The following is a 21,707-nucleotide window of genomic DNA, read 5'->3' on the forward strand; positions in this document are numbered from 1 at the left end:
CGGGTTAGCGATGGAAGAATTCGGCGATCAATGTCGCACCGAAAAACGTGCCCGCCGCAGCCGTCAGCGAGACCACCACGATACGCCAGCTCAGCTTCCTGAAGATCGGAAGATCCTTGGCGACCGAGAAGCCGGCGAGCGTCAGCACAGGGGTCGTGAAAGCCAGGAAGTTCAGCTTGTCGACCGAGCCGATCATCGCGTTGGAAAACGGCAGCAGGCCGGGAATGCCGAGCACAGTCGTGACCACGACCAGGACAAGGATGTGCGGCACTTTCGGCAACAGACGGGCAACGACGTCGACCAGCAGGACGACCGCGAGCACCACCAGGAGACCTGCGCACGATTCCAGCAGGGGAACCTTGTAGGTGAGCGAGTTGCCGATCAGGACGCCGCCCGCAACAGTAATCCACGCGAGCAGCGAGTCGGAGAAGCCGAACGTGCCGTGCTTTGTCTCGCTGGCGCTGGCGATCGAGGGCCCGAGGTCTTCCGACGTGAAGTTCGAACGGGCTCCAGCCTGTCATACAGCCAGGAGCACACCGGTAGCGAGAAGAACAGGGCGAAATAGAAGCCGAGCACGGCGGTCATCAGGTTCGCCGCCGAGGCGATCGCGATCAGTTCCTTCGCCATCTCGGGCGGATTGTGGCCGTTGATGGTGCCGATCGCGGCCGCCATCATGCTGCCCGAGCCGACGCCAGCGCCCATCGCGAGCGACCGCGGATCGAAGATGTGCAGGCTGGCGACAAAGCCGGCCAACAGCGCGATGAACAACGCACCGAGCACGGTGCCCGTGATGTACTCGGCCAGCACGCCGCGCCCCTCGGCGGAGTTCATGCCGTATTTCTCGCCGATGATCACCATGTTGCCTTCACGGCCGATCGAAAACGTCGCGCCGACCGCTTCGCGCTTGACGCCGAGCAGGAGCGCAATCGGCAGGCCGAGGACGAGCGTGCCGAAGGTGTGCCCGAGCTCCTGGAAGATCAACGCCCAGCCTGCCTTCTGCACCTCCGGCAGCGCGCCGCCGACCGTGAATGCCATCTTGATCACGAACAGCAACAGGCCCGCGTTGAGCAGTTGTCCCGCATAGGTCTGCAGGCTCGGCCCGATCCGCGCGGCGGTAGGTAGATAACGCGCTGAGAGGCTCCATGCGGCCGCAATCAGCAGCGCCCACACCATCGGTTGGAGCAGCACCTTGCCCGGTCCGATCTGGAACTGGACGATCCCGACCGTCTCAGCGACGGCAACGATGATCAGAACCGCAACGAACAGCGTGAGCTTGCCGGTGCTTGCGGGATTGACCGCCGGGGCGGCCAGGTCTGCGGAAGGCGAAGAGGTCGATGTCATGATGCTGGACACCTCCGGAAAATGATTGCGAGGCAATGCGGTGAACGGTGAACAACCTGCCCGCGCAGCATCAGGGAGAAAGCAGCTTGCATCAATGATCGTGTCATCCTATTTCCGTTGCATTTTTTGCAACGTTGGCAGAACTCAGATCCGACCGGCGAAAGCCGGCATGACCGCGACCGTTGCCGTCATGGATGCAAACGGTACGAGGACGGCGAAGCGATTCCTCGGCCAGTCCTCGTGCTACTCGATCGCACCGGGCGCATCGCCCGGTTCGAGCTTCTGCACGTCCGCCACATTGACGCCAAGCACGACGATGTCGTGCGTCTTGCCCTGAAGGTCTTTCACCTGATCGCGCAACAGCGCCTCGGCTCGGAAGCCGAGTGCCTCGAAGATCGTGATCGCGCGGGTCTGGTCCGACGTCATCTGCACGGTCAGGCGTTCCAGGCCCATCGACAACGCGAGGTCAAAGGCCTCATTGGAAAGTGCCCGTCCGATGCCGGTGCCGCGTACATGCGAGGAGATCACGGTCCTGATCTCGCCGACATGAGCCGACCACGACACGGGGTCCCGCACGATTGTGCCGCACCCCACCACGATGTCGTCCTTCACCACCAGCAGGCTGACGATCGAGCCGCGCTCGATCTCCTTGATCCAAGCCGATAGCACCTTCGGCTCACGGATATTCCGCGGCAGGAAAAGCATGTCGTGCACGGCAAGCGCGTTGGCAAATTTCCCGACGGCAGCTTCGTCGGCAGGCCCCATCAACCGAAACTCGACGTCCCCACTCTCGAAGTTGACGCGACGCGGATAGGATCGCATCTTGATGGTCCTCATGCAGATCACTCGCTCAATCGAAATCCAGACTTCGCCGCAACCAATTTGCGGGCTCTGCGGCGTTTCTTCCTGCAGTCCTGCACGCGAGAGCCAGATCAAGCAAGCCGAGCGCACCGATGTCCGAATATAACCCCTGAGACGGCCTGTTTGCACCTTTCCGAACGACGATGAGCACAAGAGCTTGTTGCCAATGACCAATACAAACCCTTCCAGGGACGTCGACGAACGTCCGCTTCACGAGATGCTCCGCAGCCATGCCCGCGAGCGGCCGGAAAAGCCGGCCTGCATCTGGTATGGCCGTGCCATCACGTTCCTCGAGCTCGATCGCGCGAGTGATGCATTCGCGGCGCGCCTGCAGCAGCTCGGCGTCGCCAAGGGCGAGCCGGTCGCGCTGTTCATGAACAACTGTCCGCAATACCTGATGGCGCAATACGGCATCCAGAAGATCGGCGCCATTGCCTCGCCCTGCGGGGCGCTGAACAAGGAGCACGAGCTCGCCTACCAGCTCGACGATCTCGGCGCGCGCGTGATCGTCGCGGCCGAACCGCTCTTGCCGATCGTGGCTCAGGTCCGTGACAAGACCAGGCTCGAGCATGTCTTCGTGGTCCGCTACCCGGACCTGCTGCCCGAGCGGCCGCCGATCGGCGTTCCCGACGAGCTGTTCGCATCCGGCTCCGGGCCGGCCGGTACGGCCGGCGAGATCGAGGACTTCCTCGCCGTCACCGCAAGCGGCGCGTCGCCCCGCGATGTCGCGATCGACATGAACGATACGGCGCTGATGATCTACACGTCGGGCAGCACGGGTCGGCCCAAGGGGGCGATGCTGTCCTATCGCAACGTCATCTTCAAGACGGCCGCGACCGTGACGTGCAACGGGATCGGCGCCGAGGACGTGCTGCTCTCGATCGCGCCGCTTTATCACATCGCCGGCATGGTGATGGGCGTCAATGCACCGGTCTATGCCGGCGCGACGTCCGTGCTGCTGTACCGGTTCGATCCGCTCGTAACAGCCCAGGCGATCGACCGCTATCAGGTGAGCTGGTGGTACAGCGTCGCGCCGATGAACGTCGCGGTCACGCAGCTCCCGAACATTTCCGACTTCAGGCTGAAAAGCCTCCGCGTCAATCCCGTGACCAGTTTCGGCATCGACTGGACCGAAGCGCTTGCGGGGCAATGGCAGGCCGTCGCGTCGAACTGCGAGAGCTTCGAGGCGGCGTACGGGCTGACCGAGACCCACACGGTCGACACTTTCATGCCGCGCAACGCAATCCGCTGGGGCACGCATGGCAGGCCGGTGCCCGGCAACGAGATCCGGATCGTCGATCCCGACTCCGGCACGGACATGCCGGCCGGCGTCCCCGGCGAAATCGTGATCCACGGCCCGGGCGTATTCAAGGGTTACCGCAATCGTCCCGACGCGACCGCGGAAGCGCTGCGCAATGGCTGGCTACACACCGGCGACATGGGCCGCCTCGATGCCGACGGCTATCTGACCTTCATGGGGCGCTTCAAGGAGATGATTAAGGTCTCCGGCTACAGCGTCTTCCCGGAAGAGGTCGAGTCGATCCTGAACAAGCACCCCGACGTGGCGGCGTCGGCCGTGATCGGCGTGCCCGACGCAACCAAGGGCGAAGTGGTCAAGGCCTTCATCGTCCTGGCGCCGCGCGCCGAGCTGGACACCGCCCAGCTCGCGGCATGGGCGCGCCAGAACATGGCGCCTTACAAGGTGCCGCGCGATGTCAGCTTCGTGACCGAGTTGCCGCGCTCACCGGCCGGCAAGCTGTTGCGGCGGCTGCTCAAGGACTGACGCAAAGCTGCCCGACCGGCCGATGGCGCGCGCTGGAAATCCCGATCAGCTCATGTCCTAAAATCACTCCCAACCTGGTCCGACGGCACCTTTTCGGGGCTCGATACCCATGTTTGGCATGCCTCTTTGACCCGACGATTCATCGGCAAAGACCAAATTGCAGCCTGCGACATGTTCAGTCACGACGACGAAAGCTCGAGCATCAAGTACCGGCGACGTATGAAACGGATGATCGAAGCGCTCGGCAGAACTGACGCTGCAAGGCATTATCGGTCAGGGGACGACCACGGATCTGCGGGTGGACATTATCAGCCTGGCCGAAACCGCACTCATGGTGTGTGACTTCGATAAGGTCGCGGACTGACGCGTCTCCTGGACAGAATGAAAGACTTTCGTGCGCCGAGCGACCTTGGCGGCCGCCAAAGAACCGGCACACAGACCCTCGGCAGATAGGCACTTCGAAGACTGAAAGCTGTCATCTTGTTGGTATTGCTGTTGGTATCCGCAGCAATCGGCGGTTAAAGCTATTGCAAATTCAATTCGTTATGCCATTAGGCGATTGCCGGCCAGGGGCACCATTCAGCGCAGCCGTAGCCGACAAGCCATCCGCACGAAGTCTCGTCCCGGCGTAGCCCGAAGGGCGAAGCCGGATGGTTCGATCCCGCCCTGGGCACTATTCGCGTGCGATCCAGGCCGTAAACAAAGACCTCCCCTTTAGCTAGAGGGGGCCGGTTTCCTGCCGCGCCCGAGCGCGAATTGACCGACCGGGCCCTCCACGTGGAATTCAAGCCCCGTCATTTTTGCAAACAGATCGATGTTGCAGGTGCCGATTGCGCAGCCACCAAGGCCCATGTCGGTCGCCGTCAGATAGAACGTCTGGATCAGGTTGCCGACGTCCTTCAGGATCAGCGAATATGCGATTGAGCTGTATTTCCAGGAGATCCGCCCAAAGCGCGCGGCGATCGTGATCAAGACCTGCGGTGGACCGGATGCGTCCATGGCAAACTCGGCCGCCGTAGAAAGCGCTTGGAGTTGTTGGGCGGAGGTGTCGATCGCGACAAGCGCGTGGCTGCCCGCGTCATAGTGGTAAAGTCCACGTGCAAGCTCCCCGCAGTTCAAGACCGCCAAGTATAGTTCCAGCTCATACGCGCCGCCTGCCGACGGATAGGGTCTTGCGCTGTAGGTGACCTCGGGACCGCCGTCAAAATCTGCGCCGATCTTCCATTCCGACAGCACGCGGGCTGTCGTGTCGAGAAACTGCGCGAGCTCGGCGAGCGTGACCGGATGCTGGTCGTCGAAATCTCGTATTGAATGGCGTTCGCGCAACAGCTTCGCGAAGTGCGAGACCGACCCCGACGTGGAGAATTTGCCGAGGTCGATCTTCTTGCCGGGCCAAGGCGGGCGCACCGCGGGTAGCGGTGGAACGACGCCCGCATGGGTGAACGCGCCGCCAACTGGATTGGTGTGCCGGCCCTCCGTGCTCCTCGTATGAAACACGAGATCGTGGAAGTCCCAGAGAACGAGATTGCCGTCGCCTTCATTCACCCGAAGGCCGTCGCCGTCTTTCGCATTGAGCCTAATCAGCATCTTGCTGTCGAGCAGCAATCCGAGCAGATCGAGGTTCGCGGAGGCCGCATGGCGGCGAAGCTCGCTGATCTTCTGAGGCCGCGACAGGGCAGCGAGGGTGGCAGCGATGGCGGGATCGAAAATCCGAAACAGCGCGCCGGCGCGCGGTGATTCCAGCACCATCTCGCTGTCGCGCCGGCGCAGATAGGCGAAGCGCGACAACACAATGGTATCACCGCTCCCCAGCTTTGCGCGTTGTGGCCAGTATTCGGCGACCTGCGGCTCGATGACCACGAGGTCTTGCTCGTCACGCGGAGAGCATAAGCGGTATTCGAGAAGTCCATGCCCTGCCAGTCGCCGCACGAGGGCATGAACCTGCCTCGCGAGGACGCCTTTGCCCGCAAAGGAGGCGAGCGGCAGGCCGCTGGTGAGATGTCCCGCACGGTCGACCGCTGCCGCGCTGAATTGTCCCAGATTGATCGAGTAGCCGCCCAAACCTGCAGCGATGCTTCCGTCCGCCTGCATGTGAAGGGAGCAACGACCGTTCAATCGGGCGACGATGACGGGTGCGATCTTCCTGAGCTTCGTTTTCCGGAAGTTGCGCAACGAGCCAGCCTTCAGGTGTGTGGAAGGAATGGCGTGAGCTCGCTTTCCAGTCGCGGACGATTCAGCAATCCGAGCTTCATCGGAACATCGTAAAGTCGGCCGGGTGCGAAGCGGCGATAGAAATGTCGCAACCCCGGAACGAGCACTCTGACGACGGGCACCTGGACATCGGGCCGCGTCTGGTCGAGCACGAGGAAATCAAATCCCGCGCCGGTGGCAATCTCGATGCAGGCATTGACCTGGTCGCGCGCGTTGTCGTGAACCTTGAGGCTCGGCGCCGACGGCACGATCGGATTGTCGCTGGGGATCAGGAACGGATAATCGTCCAGTCGCAGCGGCGTGACACCGTCCAGCGTCGGCTTCTCGCCACTTCCGCCGCCCATCATGCCAATCGACATGAACTGGGTCAGTTCGGTGAGGGAACGCAGCAGGGCTATGCGGCGATCGAAATGCGAGCCGGAACCGAATTCGATATTTTCGTGTCCGTTCTGCATCCAATGAATGATCGCCACGTAAGAGGGAATGCCGAGATCGCTGGTGATGTCGAGCACCCAAAGCCTGCGCCCCGCATCGGCAAGCTGGGCTTGCAGATCCCGCACATAGGGATCTTCGAATTGCGCGAGGTCGACTTCTGCACGTTGTAGCCGGTTGTACCACCAGATCGCGTAGGCGTCGCGCTCGACCAGTTCGAGGAAGCCTTGAACGATGGCTTCCTCCCGGGTGTTGCCGGCCGCGCATCCGTTGGAATCGGTGTGGAAGCCGCCATAGAAGAAGTACAAGAGGCCCGTTGGAAGATGTTTGAAACGCTTGTCGCGTAACGACCAGACCGGCGACCACTCCGTCTTGGTCGAGGGATCGAGCGGCTCAGGCACCAGATGTGAATCGTCCGGCTGCGAGGTATGTCTGTTTTGAAACTGCGCGTCGCTGAAAAGCTGTACTTCGTTGGGAAGAAGAGCGTCGCCGGGAGCGAAATCGACAAAGCGGCGCTTCGTCCTGATCTCGTCCCCCTGGAAAATACCCGAATAGCGCTCGATCGCCTCCATCAACGCGCTTGCCTCGCCCTGCTCGGCTGTGGAGCCCTTGCCGAAGCTGCCGCCGCTCAATCCGGATCTGAGCTGGTCGACGTTCCAGGCCGGCGCCGAGAAATTGTGGTAGGCGAAAAAGTTCGTGTTCATCGGCAGATCGGCCTCGATCCGCTCGAGCCGCGAGACGACGCCGGTCAGCGGACTGACGTGCTTGCGGAACCGTGCTACGGTGGCTCGCGACGTCACGGCGCGGTAACCGCCGCTGGTCATGACGAGCTTTCCGCCCTCCGCGATCTCGATCGGCGCTGCCGCCCGGCGCGGACTCTGCAGCTTCCTGCTACCGCAGGTACGACACTGCGGGCGTCGCGCGACGTAATGCTTGGCAATGACGGCACCGGTCAGGTCGAAGCTTGCGATGTGATCGCGCAGATCGGTACGAAATCCCGAGGCAATCGCTTTTGCGATTTCAACAGCAGCGAAGTGGATGCCGATTTGTCCGACGGCGTCGCCGACCAGGGGCGATACGGCGACCACCTGCGCCGCTCTGCGATCGAGAAATCCCTTGATCTCCCGATTGCGTATCATGCGATCGAACAGGCAAGTCCAGCAGGCGCTCTCGCCCGCCTTGAACACGGGTCCCACCAGCGGAAACACGCCGGACGGCTGCGCCAGCAGCCAGGGCGTCCCATCGCCAAAGCGCTTTCCGTTCAATTCGACGAGCCGCCGGTCAAGATAGTCGTTCACCAGTGTGATCGTGAGCTTGGGCGACCGCTTGGTGATCCGAACACCGAGATTGCTCAAGGCCGCGGCAAGTTCGTTGGCGCCTTTGACATCGATCGCTTCGACCCGCACTGGGCAATCGCGGAGATTCTGTTCTGCGACCTCGGGGGGGAGGCCGAGACTCGCCCAATATCCATCGACGGCGCCTGCGAACGCGTGCGGCGCTCCGCTTACGACATATCGGCGCTCCAGCAGCCGCCTGATCGCTTCCTCGATCTTGTCGGCGGGAAAATTCTTTGAGAGCTGCCGAACGATCTCTGGTGCAGCCTTACCATTTTTGCCGATCGCCGCGGCCACCGCACAATAGAGATCACCATGCAGGAAGAATTTGCGGTTCTCGGAGTAGAGGCAGACCACATCGGGAGGAATCACATAAGCGGTAAAGTTCGGCGCGAATCGCAAAATGCCCTTGCGGCTCTGCCTCGCGGTGCGGCTCTTGCCATTGACTGTCATCGGGGCGGCACGCTGATCCTGTTGCTGTCACTTCCGATCGCCGGCGCGCGGCGAACCATTGGCATTGCGCGACTTGTGCGCCGCGTTCGGCCACCGGCATTCTGCGAGCAATTTGGATCACACTCGCCCACCGTCGGCAAGCTGATCAGCCAGGCGCGGCGAATGTATAACGAAAGCAAAAAATTGGCCGGGTCGTTCGGGCGCCCGGCCAATGAAATCGCGACGTGTCGACGCCCAGTCAGTGAGCGCTAGCACCAGCGGCAGCGGCCCCAGGATGCACAGCAGCCTGCGCATGTGACCAATGGCACGCCTACGCCGATCCAACCAACGCCGCAGCCGCCACATCCACCGCAACCGACACCGCAGCGGCAGCCTCTGCAGGCCCTGCATCCTCCGCAACCCCTGCAGCCTCCGCAACCTCTGGCGCCTCCGCAGCCACGGCAACCACCGCATCCCCGCGCGAGCAGCACGCGGCCTCCGACGCTTTCATCGTCGATGAGATTGAGGTGGAAGGTGGCGAGACTGACGTCGGCGAGTTCTTCCTCACTGAGCGTCGTCATATGGCCCGGCGCGAAGTTCGGCTTGTGTTGAACGTCGTCGGAGGGCACGGCGGAGGCATATGCGCTGCCCGCGAGCGAAAAAGTCAGACCGGCTAATCCCAGCGCCGGTACCGCGGCGTTGGTCGTTCGCTTCTTTCTCGAAGCTTGCTTCGCCCGCTGCATGGCCGCATCCTCCCAGTTTGGAAGAAAGGACTTCCGAAGCACGATCTTACGCCGAGCGAACGAGGCAGACAAGAATTACGGTATACACAAAATGTAATAGAGCTCGTTCTGATTGCATTCATCTTCATGAACGATATCGCGCAATTTGGTCGATTAAATCGACAATCCGCGCCCGTGGAGCGGATTGCAACGGGTGCAATTTGATGCAGTGCGCAATCGTCGGCCCGCTTGAACGGGGAAATTAGCTTGGTCGATCAACTCGGACGCTTCGCCTGGTATGAGTTGCTGACGACGGACATGCCGGCAGCAGCTGATTTTTATGGCAAGGTCATCGGCTGGGCGGTGGAAGATGCGTCGACTCCGGAATTCGCCTATACGCTGCTTACTGCAGGCGACGCCCCGGCAGTTGGACTCATGCATCTCCCGGAAGAGGGGCTGCGATTGGGAGCGAGGCCGAGATGGATCGGCTACATCGCCGTCGATGACGTGGATGCGAAAGCCGTGCAGATCCGCCGTCGTGGGGGCGCCATTCTGGTAACGCCGACCGCCAGCAATATTGGCCGAATTTCGGTGGTCGCCGATCCGCAAGGAGCGACGTTTGCACTGGTTTCCGGGCTGACATATGGCCAACGGCAACCCAGCGGATTGGACGAGCCTGGACGCGTGGGCTGGCACGAGTTGCTGGCTGAAGACCGGAACAAGATCTTCCCGTTTTACGGCGAGCTTCTTGGCTGGCAGAAGGCTCACGCTGAAACCGGGCCGGCCGACCTGTACGAATTGTTTTCGGCGGCCGGCCAGACGATCGGCGGAATGCTCACCAAACTTCCGAGCGTATCGCAACCCTGCTGGCTCTATTACTTCAATGTCGATGACATCGGTGCGGCTGCCAAGCGCGTTGATGCTGGCGGGGGCCGGGTCCTCCAAGGTCCAATCGAGTTGCCCGACGGTTGCTGGATCTTGCGATGTGCCGATCCCCAAGGGGCTCTATTTGCGCTACAGGGAGCTTGGGATCAGAAAGGCACTGAGCGACCCTCCGCCTCGGAACTCAATTGGTCCGCCAGGTGGGGTGATGTCGCTTCGCAGGGCAAATTGGTCCTTCACAAGACCAAGCGATAGGTCGGAAACGTGTCGACCTTGTCCGCAGCAGAATTATACAGGTATTTAAATTAGGTAGATTGCGCATTTGTATTCTGAATGGTGCACCACGCTTCGCCTTTGCAGGCTTCGCGTGGCGCGGCCGCGAAGCCTGCAAAGGCGAAGCGTGTCCGGCGAAGCTCGAGCAACGCGAAAGCGAAGACGGACTGTTTACAATCACCACACCGCACTGACTCAAGATCGGCAGCCGATCCTAGGCTGGCCGGCTCGACAACGCGTCGCTGTCCGAGAGCACAACCGCGGTGATCAAATTAGCAGCCATTGCGCGGACCAAGCCTGACGTCTTCGGCAGTGTCGCGGCCGCCTGACGGGACGTACCGGCCATATTTTGGCCATAGCCCGTTTCTTAAACGCCTGCGCGGGCCATGCCCCGCCTTCGTTATGCGTCGCCTGACCGATGCGGTCGCTTCGCAAGCCAATCGCAGATCATCGCTGCGCTTCCCCCCACAACATGGATGGTCTGCCAACAGCAAGAAGGACTTTGTAATGCGTAAACTTCTCGCCGCTGTGGCGGTTCTTTTGGCGTTCGCTTCAACTGCCGAAGCCCGCGGCCGTCACCATCACCATCGGCACTCTGCACATTCCGGTCGCCCAGCTGCGTGGTGCGGCTGGTTCATGCGCACCCAGGTCGGCAGCGATCCCGGTCCGCAATTCAATCTGGCCCGATCCTGGGCAAGCTACGGCACCAATGCCGGCGGCCCCTCGGTCGGCACCATCGTGGTTTGGCGTCACCACGTCGGCAAGATCGTGGGTCAGGAGAACGGCCAGTGGATCGTGCAGAGCGGCAACGACGGGCATGCCGTGCGCACGCGGCCGCGCTCGCTGGCTGGCGCCATCGCATTTCGAAATGCCTACGCTTCGTTCTAAAGCGCGATGAGATTGGGTCGAATCGTCATCGCGCTTTGGCCTCTTGTTTGAGCATGATCTTTTTCGGAAGACCGCTGCGCACTTTTCCGGATGATGCTTTAGGGAACCTCGACGCTTCAGCTGACATGCGAGCTTGCGACAGCCGGGCGGTATACGAACCGTTCATGATCGCACCTTACGCTGCAGCAGGGTTTCGCCCTGAAGCCCTCAGACGGGCGCCGTCATCTGTGTTGACCAGATGGCGGCGCCTTTTTCAGGAGCCAATTGGCTTGCCCCAGAAGTCGAAAAAAGTTGCGACGGCCGCTCAGACTGTTTCTTACTGGTCGGCCGCTTACGTCAGTCTCTGCAATGGCGTGACGGTTTTCGCTGTGACCGGCGGCGTGCTCGGGTTTCTGCTGGTCGCCAAGCACTATCTGTGAACTTCAGCGCTTTCCGAGACTCCTCAGATCGCGCAGAACATGTCGACCATGGCGTCGGCATAGGTCGCGATCTCGGCGGGCGTTCGCGGGCTCTCGGAAAAATCCTTGCCCACCGTACTTAGCGTCGTCGTGATCAGATCGCCCGCCGTCGCGCACCGCGCCGGACGCTTTCGGCAACGCCTCGCGCATGAACGCTTCGACGATGCGCTCGCCGGATGCCCGCGCCTCGCGCGCCTCGGGGGCATCGCGATAGAGCGGCGCGGCATCGCTCAGCGCGACGCGTACCGCGGCTTCCTCGCATTCGGAGCGGATGAAGGCGTGCACCGTAAGCGTGGCGTTGAGGCCCTTGAGAATTTTTGTACTCAGTCCTGAGAGGACCGCTAGAAGAGTCATCTTCTGCAAGGGTGCTCACAATGGACGACCATTCGGACGACATAAGACGACCGTTGTCACCGCGTATCGAAGTGTACGCAGGCGCAGGTCGAAAGCGCTGGCCGGACGATTTGAAGGCACAGATTGCCGCGGAAAGCCTTGAGCCGGGGGCGATTGTCACAGATGTCGCGCGTCGCCATGGGTGCCGGCCCCAACAGGTGCACGACTGGCGGCGCCGGGCGCGTTTGGGCCAGTTGGTGCTGCCGGCTTCGGCGGACACGCTGTCGTTCGTGCCGGTGGTATCGGAATCGGCGCTACCGGCGGCCGCAGAGCCCACCGGGTCGCCGGAAGCAGCCGTTGTGACGGTTGAACTCCAGGGGGCACGCGTGGAGGTGCGAGGGACGCCTGGCCTTGCTGTGTTGAGTGATGTGTTCTTGGCGCTTCGACGGACACGTTCATGCTGACGCCGCCCGCGAGCCTCATGATTTACGTGGCGACGCAACCTGTGGACTTCAGAAAAGGTGCGGAGGGCTTGGCGCTGTTGGCGAAGGAGACGCTGGGCCATGACCCGATGAAGGGCGTGGCGGTGGTGTTCCGTGCGAAGCGCGCCGATCGGGTGAAGATTGTCGTCTGGGATGGCAGCGGCCTTGTGATGTATTGGAAGCGGCTCGATGGCAGCGGCTTCAAATGGCCTCCTATCGTGGCCGGCGTGATGCGGATGAATGCCGCCCAGCTGTCCGCGCTTCTGGCCGGCATGGATTGGACGCGGATGCACGCGCCTCGGATCCTGCAGCCGAAAGCGCTTGCGTAGGACATAAAATCTTCGCTGCATCGAGGCGCGAAGCATGGCAGACTCGGGCCCGTGAGTGATTTGCCTGATGAGCTGCCGAGCGATCCCGCCGAGTTGCGTGCCTTTGCCGCGGCTCTGCTGGATCGCTGCGCCAGGCTCGAGCGGTTGCTCAAGCTTGCGAAGGATGCGCAGTTCGGTCGGTCCTCGGAAAAGCTGGACGCTGATCAGCTACAGCTTGTTCTGGAGGACATCGAAGAGGCCGTCGCGGCTCTCGAAGCAGCTGAGGATCGCGCCAATCCCAGAGCCCGCGAGAAGAGAACTGCCAAGCGCAGAGCCAACCGTGGTCAGCTTCCGGAGCATTTGCCACGCATTGTCGAAACGCTGATGCCGGCTGCAACCTGCTGCCCGTGCTGCAAAGGCGATCTCGTTGAGATTGGTCACGATGAGAGCCAGAGGCTCGACGTCGTTCCGGTGCAATACAGGGTGATCGTCACCCGCCGGCCCAAGCTTGCCTGCCGCGCCTGTCATGGCGTCGTCCTCCAGCACGCTGCGCCCGAGCGATTGATCAAGGGGGGACTGCCCACCGAGCGTCTCGTCGCGCATGTAATTGACGCCAAGTATCATTGGCATTTGCCGCTCTATCGTCAGGCGCAGATGCTGGCGACCCACGGTATCGCCATCGACCGTTCCACGCTCGCCTTTTGGGTCGGCTACGCCGCCCAGGAATTGAAGCCCTTGTGGCATCGTCTGCGCCAGCTTCTGCTCGCCTCTTCGAAGCTCTGTGTCGATGAGACCCCGGCGCCGGTGCTGGATCCAGGGCGCGGCAGGACCAAAACCGGCTACTTCTGGGCGCTGTCACGCGATGACAGGCCCTGGGCCGGACCTGATCCACCTGGCGTGGTTTACGCCTATGCACCGGGCCGTGGGGCCGTTCATGGCTTGAGGCTGCTCGAGGGCTATCGCGGCATCATCCACTGCGACGGCTATCAGGCTTACAAGACCATGACCCGAGAGACGCGTGCGGACGCCCTGTCCGGGACGCTCGCCTTCTGCTGGTCGCATCTGCGGCGCCAGTTTGTGAAGATCGAGCGGGAGGCTGCGCCGGCGCCAGCTCCGGTTGCCCGCGAGGCCCTTGAGCGCATCGCCCTGCTTTACGCGGTCGAGAAGGCACTCCGCGGCCGATCTGCGGACGAGCGCCGCGCGGGGCGACAAGCGCATGCCCGGCCTCTGGCTACAGCCTTGAAGCAGTGGTTTGAGGCCAAGCTTGCTCACCTTGCGCAGAAGAGCGACACGGCGAAGGCCCTGCGTTACGCGCTGCGTCATTGGGACGGCCTAACGTTCTACCTTGATGACGGGCGCATCGAGATGGACACCAATGCGGTCGAGCGAGCGATGCGGCCAATCAAGCTCAATGCCAAGAACTCCCTTTTTGCCGGTTGCGACGAAGGTGCCGAGAATTGGGCATTGCTGGCTTCGCTCATTGAGACCTGTAAGCTCAATGGCGTCAGTGCCGAGCACTGGCTCGCTGACGTTCTCGCCAAGCTCGTCAATGGTTGGCCTGCGGCGCGACTGGACGAACTGCTTCCCTGGGCGTCGACCTATACGATGCATACACACGATCCGAGGCTGGCGGCATGAGCCTGAACACGACCGCGGTCCGGATCAAGGTGACCCTCAAGGATGTGAAGCCGGAGGTGATGCGTCGCCTTGTCGTACCCGTCACCCTGCGCCTTGATCGGCTGCATCTGACGCTTCAGGCGGCGTTTGGCTGGACGAACAGCCATCTCTTCGAGTTCCTGGCCGGCGAAGGACGTTGGGGTATACCTGATCCCGATGGAGATTTTGGCCCTCAGCCCATCGATGCCCGCAAGACGCGGCTCTCTAATATCGTTCAGGAGACCGGCGCGAAGACGATCCATTATCTCTACGACTTCGGCGACAGCTGGGATCACGTGATCAAGCTTGAAAAGTGGTTCGACAACACGACAACGGAGGGACTTCCGTTCTTGCTCGAGGCCGCCGGCCGTTGTCCTCCGGAAGATGTCGGCGGTGCGCCAGGCTATGCTGAATACCTCGACGCCGTCAGCGACCCCACCCATCCGGAGCACGAACATATGCGCCTCTGGGGCCCGGAGCAGTTCGATCCCAACGTCGTCGACCGGAAGGCGCTTGAGGCCGCTGTCAATGCGTTGTCCGACATATGGAAGCCGCGCCGGCGCACCACGCGCTCAAAATAGACGTCAAGCGCCAATCAAATGGGCCTCAGAGCTACGCTTACCGTGCACCAGCGAACGCAGCCGATCCAATGGCGGCCAAGTCGGCGATCAACATTTCCGACGATGCGCTGCTGAAGGAGATGTTCAAGGATTGGGGGACGTTTCAGACCCGGCTGGCGCAAGCCATCGAGAAGAAGTCGCCAAGCGACGTCAGGCAGACGCTCGAGCCCTGGCTGAAGCGCAACAAGGACTTCATGAAACAGCTGCTCGTCGAAACCCAGGGTAAGGTGGAGAAGCTGCGGCCGCTGGAGGCCCGCTAGAGCACAAGGAGCGCAGATCCGCTTCGGCCGGACCCTGCCGCTCAGATCATCGCAGCGACACGTTCGAGGCCAATCAGGCGCGCCAGCGAACGGACCTCGTTCTTCTGATCCTCGCGGAGCTGGAACAGCAGCGGCATCGCCGCCGACTTCAGCTGCTGGACCTCCTCGGAGTCCGGATCGATCGGCATGCTGCCGGATGCGGGATCGCCCTGGCGCTTGGCGTGGATCTTGCGGGCGACGGCGCGCAATGCGGTCTCGACCGCCGGCCAGTAATATTCCTGCGACGACGACAGCTTCAGCCGGTCCTTGATGCCGGCGATCTGGGCGTCGCTCAGCAGCGCGTAGCTCTTCTGCGGCGCCGGCTTGGCCGCAGCCTTGGGCTTCGGCGGCGCCGGGGCGACCGGCGCGGGTTCGGCGATCTTCGGCTGAGCCGCATCGACGGGGTCGGTGATCTTCGGCAGGCCGACATCGGTCGGCTCGACGGAGGCATAGGCCTGGCGCACCGTGTCAGTCGCGCCCGGAATCGCGGCTTGGGCCCGTAACAAGAGCGGAGACGGATTGGCGGGAGGCTCAATCGGCTGGGGCGCCTCAAACGCGGCCGCGGCAAGCGTCGAGACGGCGAGCTTGTCCTGCTTGCTGGCACGATTGGCGACCGGTCCAATGTCGGCCTGCGCCGCCGGCAGGCTGTCACGGCCCAAAATGGCTGTTACCGCGGCGCCTGCGAGGAGGAAGCATGTCAGCGCGGCGAGGGTGATGGCTCTGGTCAAAAACTACTCCATTGCCGGCCGGTGTCACCGCAAACTGCGCGCGAAATGCGGCGGTAGCGTGCCGTGACGGCGCCAAATAGGTGAAATTGTCCCGAAACGGCCGGAAAATCAGGCCGCGACGTCAAGCTCATAGGCTTCCTGGATGTCGGCGACGATCTCATGCGCCGTCCAGAGCGCGCCGGGCTGGACCGTGTGCATGCTGACCGTCCAGTTGGTGCGGCGGGTGCGCGGCGTGCTGACAATGTCGAATTCGACCTGACGGCACAGCGGATGCCGCTGCAGGGCGTAAAACACCCGGGTCCGGAGCTCGTCGAGCGATGCCGGGGTCTTGGAGAGCGCCTCAAAGGCCATGTCGCATTCCCACAAACTGCCGGGCGACCAGCCGTGGCGGCCCGTGACGCTATTGTTGGGACTGGCATGGTTAATGCCGCGTTAAGCGGATGGGCGGGATTTGAGTGCTGCTATTTCGCGAACCAGCGGGCCTTCGGGCACCAGTTGGCGCGAAGGGAACGCGTCAAAGCAGCGACTCTAGAGCCGCACCCGCGCGCTCGCCGCGTCATACTCCGCGATCGTCTGCGCCACGAGTTCGTCGACGCCGAGCACCCCGGTCACCCCTGAGGTGGAATGACCGCCGCTCCAGATATCGCGCCAGCGTTTGGGGCGGCTTTCGCGGGCGCCGATGTCGATGTCCTTGCCGATGTCGATCGCGCCGCGCGCCGGCAGATCGTCGGGATCGAGACCGGCGGCCTCGATCGAGGGCCGCAGCATGTTGGTCTGCAGGCCTGTGAACGCCGTCGTGAGCAGGATGTCGTCGGCGGTGGAAGAGACCAGCATCTGCTTGTACCTGCCGTCCGCCATGCTCTCGCGCGTCGCGATGAACTTGGTGCCCATATAGGCGAGGTCGCAGCCGAGCGCCTCTGCGGCGCGGAGCGCGTGGCCGTCGCTGATGCCGCCGGCAAGCACGATCGGTCCATCGAAGAAGCCGCGCACAGCGCGGACGAACACGAACGGATTGAGCCAGCCGGTCTGGCCGCCTGCACCCGCAGTGAGCAGCACGAGCCCGTCGGCGCCGGCTGCTGCCGCGCGCTCGGCATGGCGGATCGAGGCGACATCGGCGAACACCAGCGCGCCCGCATCGTGCAGAGGGCCAAGCACCGGCGCGGGCGAGCCGACCGAGGTGATCACAAGCTCGGGCTTGTGCCGCAGCAGCACGGCGAGATCCTGGGCCAGCCGCGTATTGGAGCGATGCACGATCAGGTTCGGGCAAATCGGCGCGGCTGCTTGGCCGCTTGCATCGGCATGTGCCTGCAGGCGGCGCGCGATGTCGTCGAGCCAGGCATCGAGCTGTTCCGTCTCACGGCAATTCACCGTCGGAAACGAACCGATCACGCCGGTGCGGCAGGCGGCTACCACCAGCTCGACACCGGAGACCAGGAACATCGGTGCTGCAATCAGCGGCAGCCGGAGGCGATCGCGAAAACGCGCGAGAAGATCGGCGGACAAGTTGTTCCTTCCCATCATCATTGTGTTAGCGTTGCCGCCAACATTGGCACGACAAAAGCCAAAGACAAAGGCGGGAGGGACAACCAGATGAGCAATCCGCTCTATGCATTTCCGGCGGTGTGCGAACAGACCCTGCGGGCGCTGGCGCGCTATCCATCGCGCACCGCCTTCGCATGGCCGGGCGGCTCGCTCACCTATCAGGGCGCGACCGATCTGATCGGACGAATGCAAAGCGTGTTCATGCGGCTCGGCTTTGCGCCCGGCACCCGCGTCGCGCTGCTTACCGCCAACCGCGCCGACAGCTGGTGCGCCGGCGTCGCCGCGCAATTGTCGCGGCTCGCGATTACCTGGCTGCATCCGCTGGGCTCGCTCGACGACCAGCTGTTCCAGATCGAGGATTCCGAAGCGCAGATGCTGATCGTCGACGGCATCACGTTTCGCGATCGCGGCGGCGAGCTCACGGCGAAGGCGCAGGGCCTGAAGACCGTGTTCACGCTCGGCCCGGCGGATTACGGCGCCGACCTGTTGCAGGTGGCCGGGGACGCCGGCAGCGCAAGCGCGAAGAATTTCGCCCGCGCCGACGACATCTCGACCTTGAACTACACCGGCGGCACGACCGGCAAATCCAAGGGCGCGCTGCGCTATCACCGCGAATATGGCGGCTTCGCCGCGGCGATCCTCGCCGATTTCGAGATTCCGGAGACGCCGCGCTACCTCACCGTGGCCCCCATCAGCCATGTCGCGGGCACCAAAGTGCTGCCGACGCTGATGCGCGGCGGCACCGTGCACATGCTGAAAGGGTTCGATCCGGAGGCCGTGTTCACGACCATCGCGCGCGAGAAGATCAACTTCACGCTGTTCGTGCCGACCATGATCTATGTGATGCTGGATCATCCCGCGCTCGACAGGTCCGATCTCTCCTCGCTCGAGCTCCTGCTCTACGGCGCGTCCGCGATGTCGCCGAGCCGGCTGGTCGAGGGTATCGAGCGGATCGGACCGGTGTTCTCCCAGCTTTACGGCCAGACCGAATGCTATCCGGTCTCGGTGCTGCGCAAGGCGGATCATGACCCGAAAACGCCGGACCTGTTCCTGTCCTGCGGCTTCCCGATCGCCGCCTGCCAGGTCAAGATCCTCGATCAGGACGACGAGGAGGTCGCGACCGGCGAGGCCGGCGAGATCTGCGTGCGCGCCACGCATGTGATGGCCGAATACTGGAAACGGCCCGACATCACGGCGGAGACGCTGAAGAGCGGCTGGCTGCACACCGGCGACATCGCGCGCATGGACGAGCGCGGCTACATGTTCATCCTCGACCGCAAGAAGGACATGATCGTCTCCGGCGGCTTCAATATCTTCCCGCGCGAAGTCGAGGATGTCTTGTCGCAACACGCCGACGTCGCGATGGTCGCCGTGGTCGGCGTGCCCGACGACAAATGGGGCGAGGCCGTCACCGCCGTCGTGGTCGCGCGCGAGGGCGCTGTGCCCGACGCCGACGAGCTGATCGGACTGGTGAAGGCGAAGAAGGGCTCGGCGCACGCGCCGAAGCAGATCCAGTTCGTCAAGGAACTGCCGATGACCGGCGTCGGCAAGGTCGACAAGAAGGTGCTGAAGGCACGCTTCTGGACCGGCCGCGACCGCATGGTGGGGTAGGATGCTCGCGCGACGATTGCTGGTCCCGTCATCCTGAGAGGTTGTGACGCTTTTGCTCCGCCGTCATTGCGAGGAGCGAAGCGACGAAGCAATCCATCTATCCGACCTGCCGGGCTATGGATTGCTTCGCTTCGCTCGCAATGACGCGGATGGAGCTGTGCGCACCGTCACCCTGAGGCGCGAGCGGAGCGAGCCTCGAAGGATGCACGGCCCCGATGTTTCAGCTTGCGCTATCTCCGCTTGCGGCAGCAGCCGGGCCGGCGCCCTTCGAGACGCCGCTTCGCGGCTCCTCAGGGTGACGGGGACAGAGTGGAAGGCGTGGCGAGACTGTCGGCGCTGGCGGCAGCAGCTTGCTGACCGGTGCCCTGCCCGAGCAACTGGTCGAGTCGGTCGCGCAGCTGATCCTGGTGGTAGGGCTTGGCCAGCCGCGGCAGGTCGACCTGGGTGCCGTCGGGCAGTTCGGCATAGCCGGTGGCGAGCAGCACCAGAAGCTGCGGCCGCACCTTGCGCGCAACCGCGGCGAGTTCGATGCCGGTCATGCCGGGCATCACGTGATCGGTCATCATCAGGTCGATCTCCTGGTCGCTCCTGAGGATTTCGAGCGCCTGCGGTCCGGAATTGACGCCGATCACGCGGTGACCGAGGTCTTCCAGCATTTCCATGGTGGACATCGCGATCAACGGATCATCGTCAACCAGCAGGATCACCGCCGAGCGCTTGACCGTCTGCGCCGCAGGCGCGGGGCTGTCGACCTCCGGCACCGCCGTTGCGACCGGCAGCACCAGCGCAGCCGTGGTGCCCTTGCCGACCGCGCTCGACAACTCCAGCTCGCCGCCGAGCTGCACGGCGAGTCCATGCACCATCGACAGGCCGAGCCCGGTGCCCTTGCCCACCGGCTTCGACGAGAAGAACGGCTCGATCGCGCGCTTCAGCACGTCCGGCGACATGCCGGTGCCGCTGTCGATCACCGAGAGCTTCAAATAGTCGCCAGGCTGCAGCGCCGGATCATTCTTCGCCTGCCAGGTCGCGAGGCGGATCTCGATCACGCCGCCATCCGGCATCGCGTCGCGCGCATTGATCGCAAGGTTGAGGACCGCAAGCTCAAGCTGGTTGCTGTCGACGCAGGCGAGCGGCAGCCCCTCGGGAATGTCGAGCCGCAACATGATGCGCGGTCCGAGCGAGCGCTCGAGCAGATTGCTCATATCGCGCACCAGCGCGCCGAGATCGACCGGCACCGCGCGCAGATCCTGCTGCCGCGCGAATGCCAGCAGCCGCTGCGTCAACGACGCGCCGCGCTCGGCGCCCTGCAATGCGCCGTCGACCAGCCGACGCAGGCGTGGGTCCTCCGGCAAGCGCTTGCGCAGCAGATCGAGATTGCCCATCACCGCCATCAGCAGATTGTTGAAGTCGTGCGCGACGCCGCCGGTGAGCTGGCCGATCGCCTCCATCTTCTGGGCATGGCGGAGCTGTTCCTGCGCCCGCTCGCGCGCCGCGACCTCCTTCATCAGGTCGGCGGTGCGCTGCTCGACCCGCTGCTCGAGCGTCGCGGTGAGTTCGGCGAGTGCGGTGCGCTCGGCGGCAAGCTGCGCCAGCAATGCCTCGCGCTCGATCTCCGCGGTCTTGCGTGCGCTGATGTCGGAGCAAACGCCGACCAGCGAGCGGATGCCGCCGTCGGGCCGACGCACCGCACGCGCGCGCACGTCAACCCAGTGCTCGGTGCCGTCGGGCCAGATGTTGCGGTATTCGATCTGATAATCCGAGCCGGTGCGCAACGTTTGTTCGACGATCTCGCTCCGGCGCGCGCGGTCGTCGGGATGCACCGCGTCCAGGAGATCCTGATAGGTGAAGGGATCGCCCGGCCTGCGCCCGAAATAGGTCTTGCAGGTCGGCGACGCCTCGAGCTCGAAATCCGGCAGATGAAGCTCGAGCGCGCCGAGATGACCGGCATTGAGCGCGGTCTGCAGCAGACCTTCGCTCTCGGTCAGATCCTCGAGGATCTGACGGGTCTGGTATTGGCGGCGGCGGCCGCGCACCGTCGCGGCGACCAGGCTTACCAGCGTGGTCGGATGAAACGGCCGCTCGATGAAGGTGACATTGCCGAGCGCCCGGCCGAGCCGCGCTGCTTCGGGATTGCGCTCGGGTCCCCCCTTCTCGCTGATCAGCACGATAGGAAAGTCCGACCATGACGGCTGCTCGTTCAGCCAGTGCGTCAGGCCGGCGAGATCGGCGGCCCTGATCACCTCGTCGGCAATGATGGCAAGGCCCGCCCCGCTTGCGATCTGGCGTTCGAGCTCGGCGAGATCACCGCAGATGTTGGCGTAATAGCCGGCTTCCTTGATCAGGTGAGCAGTCTTGACGGCGTCCCGCTCGCTCGCGGCGAGGATGACCGCGCGTTCCGAGGACGGACCAGGCTTCATCGCGTCTGTCCCCGCGGCGGCCGGGCGTCGACACCGTCCGGCACATCACACAACCGCCGGACGGCCATGGCCACGATGCCGGCGGCGGGATCAA

20 protein-coding genes and 1 pseudogene are annotated in these 21,707 nt (G+C 63.3%); 11 read left to right on the forward strand and 10 right to left on the reverse strand.

All coding sequences use genetic code 11. From position 1 onward, the window contains the following. Positions 1 to 4: 4 nt before the first annotated feature. The 3 genes from J2R76_RS23120 to J2R76_RS23130 form a co-directional block, all read right to left on the reverse strand. Positions 5 to 325, reverse strand: a complete 321-nt coding sequence (locus tag J2R76_RS23120; protein WP_253625018.1) for a hypothetical protein — start codon at positions 323 to 325, stop codon at positions 5 to 7. Between the two features lie 56 nt (positions 326 to 381). Continuing rightward, entirely contained in the window at positions 382 to 1,341 is a 960-nt protein-coding gene (locus J2R76_RS23125; protein ID WP_253625019.1) for a DUF3100 domain-containing protein, read from the reverse strand. 243 nt (positions 1,342 to 1,584) lie between these two features. Beyond that, positions 1,585 to 2,178, reverse strand: a complete 594-nt coding sequence (locus tag J2R76_RS23130) for a GNAT family N-acetyltransferase (protein WP_253625020.1) — start codon at positions 2,176 to 2,178, stop codon at positions 1,585 to 1,587. 190 nt (positions 2,179 to 2,368) lie between these two features. Between J2R76_RS23130 and J2R76_RS23135 the strand changes: the two genes are divergently transcribed. Beyond that, positions 2,369 to 3,985: an AMP-binding protein gene (locus J2R76_RS23135; RefSeq protein WP_253625021.1), complete on the forward strand. Its 1,617-nt coding sequence runs from the start codon at positions 2,369 to 2,371 to the stop codon at positions 3,983 to 3,985. A 714-nt stretch (positions 3,986 to 4,699) separates the two neighbouring features. Here J2R76_RS23135 and J2R76_RS23140 read toward each other — a convergent pair. Together J2R76_RS23140 and J2R76_RS23145 are read right to left on the reverse strand one after the other, a co-directional pair. Beyond that, positions 4,700 to 6,076, reverse strand: coding sequence for a SagB family peptide dehydrogenase (locus J2R76_RS23140; protein WP_076825178.1), 1,377 nt, complete (start codon positions 6,074 to 6,076; stop codon positions 4,700 to 4,702). A 92-nt stretch (positions 6,077 to 6,168) separates the two neighbouring features. Continuing rightward, the gene (locus J2R76_RS23145) at positions 6,169 to 8,259 is read right to left on the reverse strand and encodes a TOMM precursor leader peptide-binding protein (protein WP_253625022.1); all 2,091 of its coding nucleotides are present in this window, start codon (positions 8,257 to 8,259) and stop codon (positions 6,169 to 6,171) included. 18 nt (positions 8,260 to 8,277) lie between these two features. Between J2R76_RS23145 and J2R76_RS23150 the strand changes: the two genes are divergently transcribed. From J2R76_RS23150 to J2R76_RS23165, 4 genes are all read left to right on the forward strand, one after another. Then, positions 8,278 to 8,667: a hypothetical protein gene (locus tag J2R76_RS23150; RefSeq protein ID WP_229190279.1), complete on the forward strand. Its 390-nt coding sequence runs from the start codon at positions 8,278 to 8,280 to the stop codon at positions 8,665 to 8,667. Between the two features lie 716 nt (positions 8,668 to 9,383). Further along, positions 9,384 to 10,253 carry a VOC family protein gene (locus J2R76_RS23155; RefSeq protein WP_309143553.1) on the forward strand — a complete coding sequence of 290 codons (870 nt, stop codon included), beginning with the start codon at positions 9,384 to 9,386 and terminating at the stop codon, positions 10,251 to 10,253. 654 nt (positions 10,254 to 10,907) lie between these two features. Then, a complete protein-coding gene (locus tag J2R76_RS23160; RefSeq protein WP_057016389.1) occupies positions 10,908 to 11,159 on the forward strand; it encodes a hypothetical protein in 252 nt (83 codons plus the stop codon). Between the two features lie 164 nt (positions 11,160 to 11,323). Beyond that, the gene (locus tag J2R76_RS23165) at positions 11,324 to 11,578 is read left to right on the forward strand and encodes a hypothetical protein (protein ID WP_141340215.1); all 255 of its coding nucleotides are present in this window, start codon (positions 11,324 to 11,326) and stop codon (positions 11,576 to 11,578) included. Between the two features lie 23 nt (positions 11,579 to 11,601). Here J2R76_RS23165 and J2R76_RS23170 read toward each other — a convergent pair. After that, a pseudogene (locus J2R76_RS23170) lies at positions 11,602 to 11,902 on the reverse strand (TetR/AcrR family transcriptional regulator); the annotation flags it as partial. Positions 11,903 to 11,991: 89 nt separating this feature from the next. Here J2R76_RS23170 and J2R76_RS23175 point away from each other — a divergent pair. The 5 genes from J2R76_RS23175 (at position 11,992) to J2R76_RS23195 (ending at position 15,276) form a co-directional block, all read left to right on the forward strand. Continuing rightward, complete coding sequence (locus J2R76_RS23175; protein ID WP_247280258.1) at positions 11,992 to 12,414, forward strand: transposase; 423 nt, start codon at positions 11,992 to 11,994, stop codon at positions 12,412 to 12,414. After that, entirely contained in the window at positions 12,408 to 12,761 is a 354-nt protein-coding gene (tnpB, locus tag J2R76_RS23180; RefSeq protein WP_091878593.1) for an IS66 family insertion sequence element accessory protein TnpB, read from the forward strand. Before J2R76_RS23175 ends, tnpB begins: the two co-directional genes overlap by 7 nt. 51 nt (positions 12,762 to 12,812) lie before the next feature. Further along, a complete protein-coding gene (locus J2R76_RS23185) occupies positions 12,813 to 14,378 on the forward strand; it encodes an IS66 family transposase (RefSeq protein WP_253625024.1) in 1,566 nt (521 codons plus the stop codon). Further along, complete coding sequence (locus J2R76_RS23190; RefSeq protein ID WP_253625025.1) at positions 14,375 to 14,977, forward strand: plasmid pRiA4b ORF-3 family protein; 603 nt, start codon at positions 14,375 to 14,377, stop codon at positions 14,975 to 14,977. The genes J2R76_RS23185 and J2R76_RS23190 overlap by 4 nt, the downstream gene beginning before the upstream one ends. 68 nt (positions 14,978 to 15,045) lie before the next feature. Continuing rightward, positions 15,046 to 15,276 carry a hypothetical protein gene (locus tag J2R76_RS23195; protein ID WP_253625026.1) on the forward strand — a complete coding sequence of 77 codons (231 nt, stop codon included), beginning with the start codon at positions 15,046 to 15,048 and terminating at the stop codon, positions 15,274 to 15,276. A gap of 41 nt (positions 15,277 to 15,317) precedes the next feature. Here the strand turns inward: J2R76_RS23195 and J2R76_RS23200 are convergent, their stop codons facing one another. The 3 genes from J2R76_RS23200 to J2R76_RS23210 form a co-directional block, all read right to left on the reverse strand. Continuing rightward, a complete protein-coding gene (locus J2R76_RS23200) occupies positions 15,318 to 16,043 on the reverse strand; it encodes a hypothetical protein (RefSeq protein WP_057016392.1) in 726 nt (241 codons plus the stop codon). 108 nt (positions 16,044 to 16,151) lie between these two features. Further along, a complete protein-coding gene (locus tag J2R76_RS23205; RefSeq protein ID WP_076825188.1) occupies positions 16,152 to 16,394 on the reverse strand; it encodes a hypothetical protein in 243 nt (80 codons plus the stop codon). Between the two features lie 177 nt (positions 16,395 to 16,571). Then, positions 16,572 to 17,567 carry an NAD(P)H-dependent flavin oxidoreductase gene (locus J2R76_RS23210; RefSeq protein ID WP_375166526.1) on the reverse strand — a complete coding sequence of 332 codons (996 nt, stop codon included), beginning with the start codon at positions 17,565 to 17,567 and terminating at the stop codon, positions 16,572 to 16,574. 66 nt (positions 17,568 to 17,633) lie between these two features. Between J2R76_RS23210 and J2R76_RS23215 the strand changes: the two genes are divergently transcribed. Then, the gene (locus J2R76_RS23215) at positions 17,634 to 19,196 is read left to right on the forward strand and encodes an AMP-binding protein (protein ID WP_057016394.1); all 1,563 of its coding nucleotides are present in this window, start codon (positions 17,634 to 17,636) and stop codon (positions 19,194 to 19,196) included. 290 nt (positions 19,197 to 19,486) lie between these two features. Here the strand turns inward: J2R76_RS23215 and J2R76_RS23220 are convergent, their stop codons facing one another. Continuing rightward, on the reverse strand, positions 19,487 to 21,613 hold the full coding sequence (locus tag J2R76_RS23220) for an ATP-binding protein (RefSeq protein ID WP_076825192.1): 2,127 nt from the start codon (positions 21,611 to 21,613) through the stop codon (positions 19,487 to 19,489). Positions 21,614 to 21,707 lie beyond the last annotated feature (94 nt).

Origin of the sequence: Bradyrhizobium sp. USDA 4532 (genome assembly GCF_024171315.1) — a bacterium.
Taxonomy (GTDB): Bacteria; Pseudomonadota; Alphaproteobacteria; order Rhizobiales; family Xanthobacteraceae; genus Bradyrhizobium; species Bradyrhizobium australafricanum.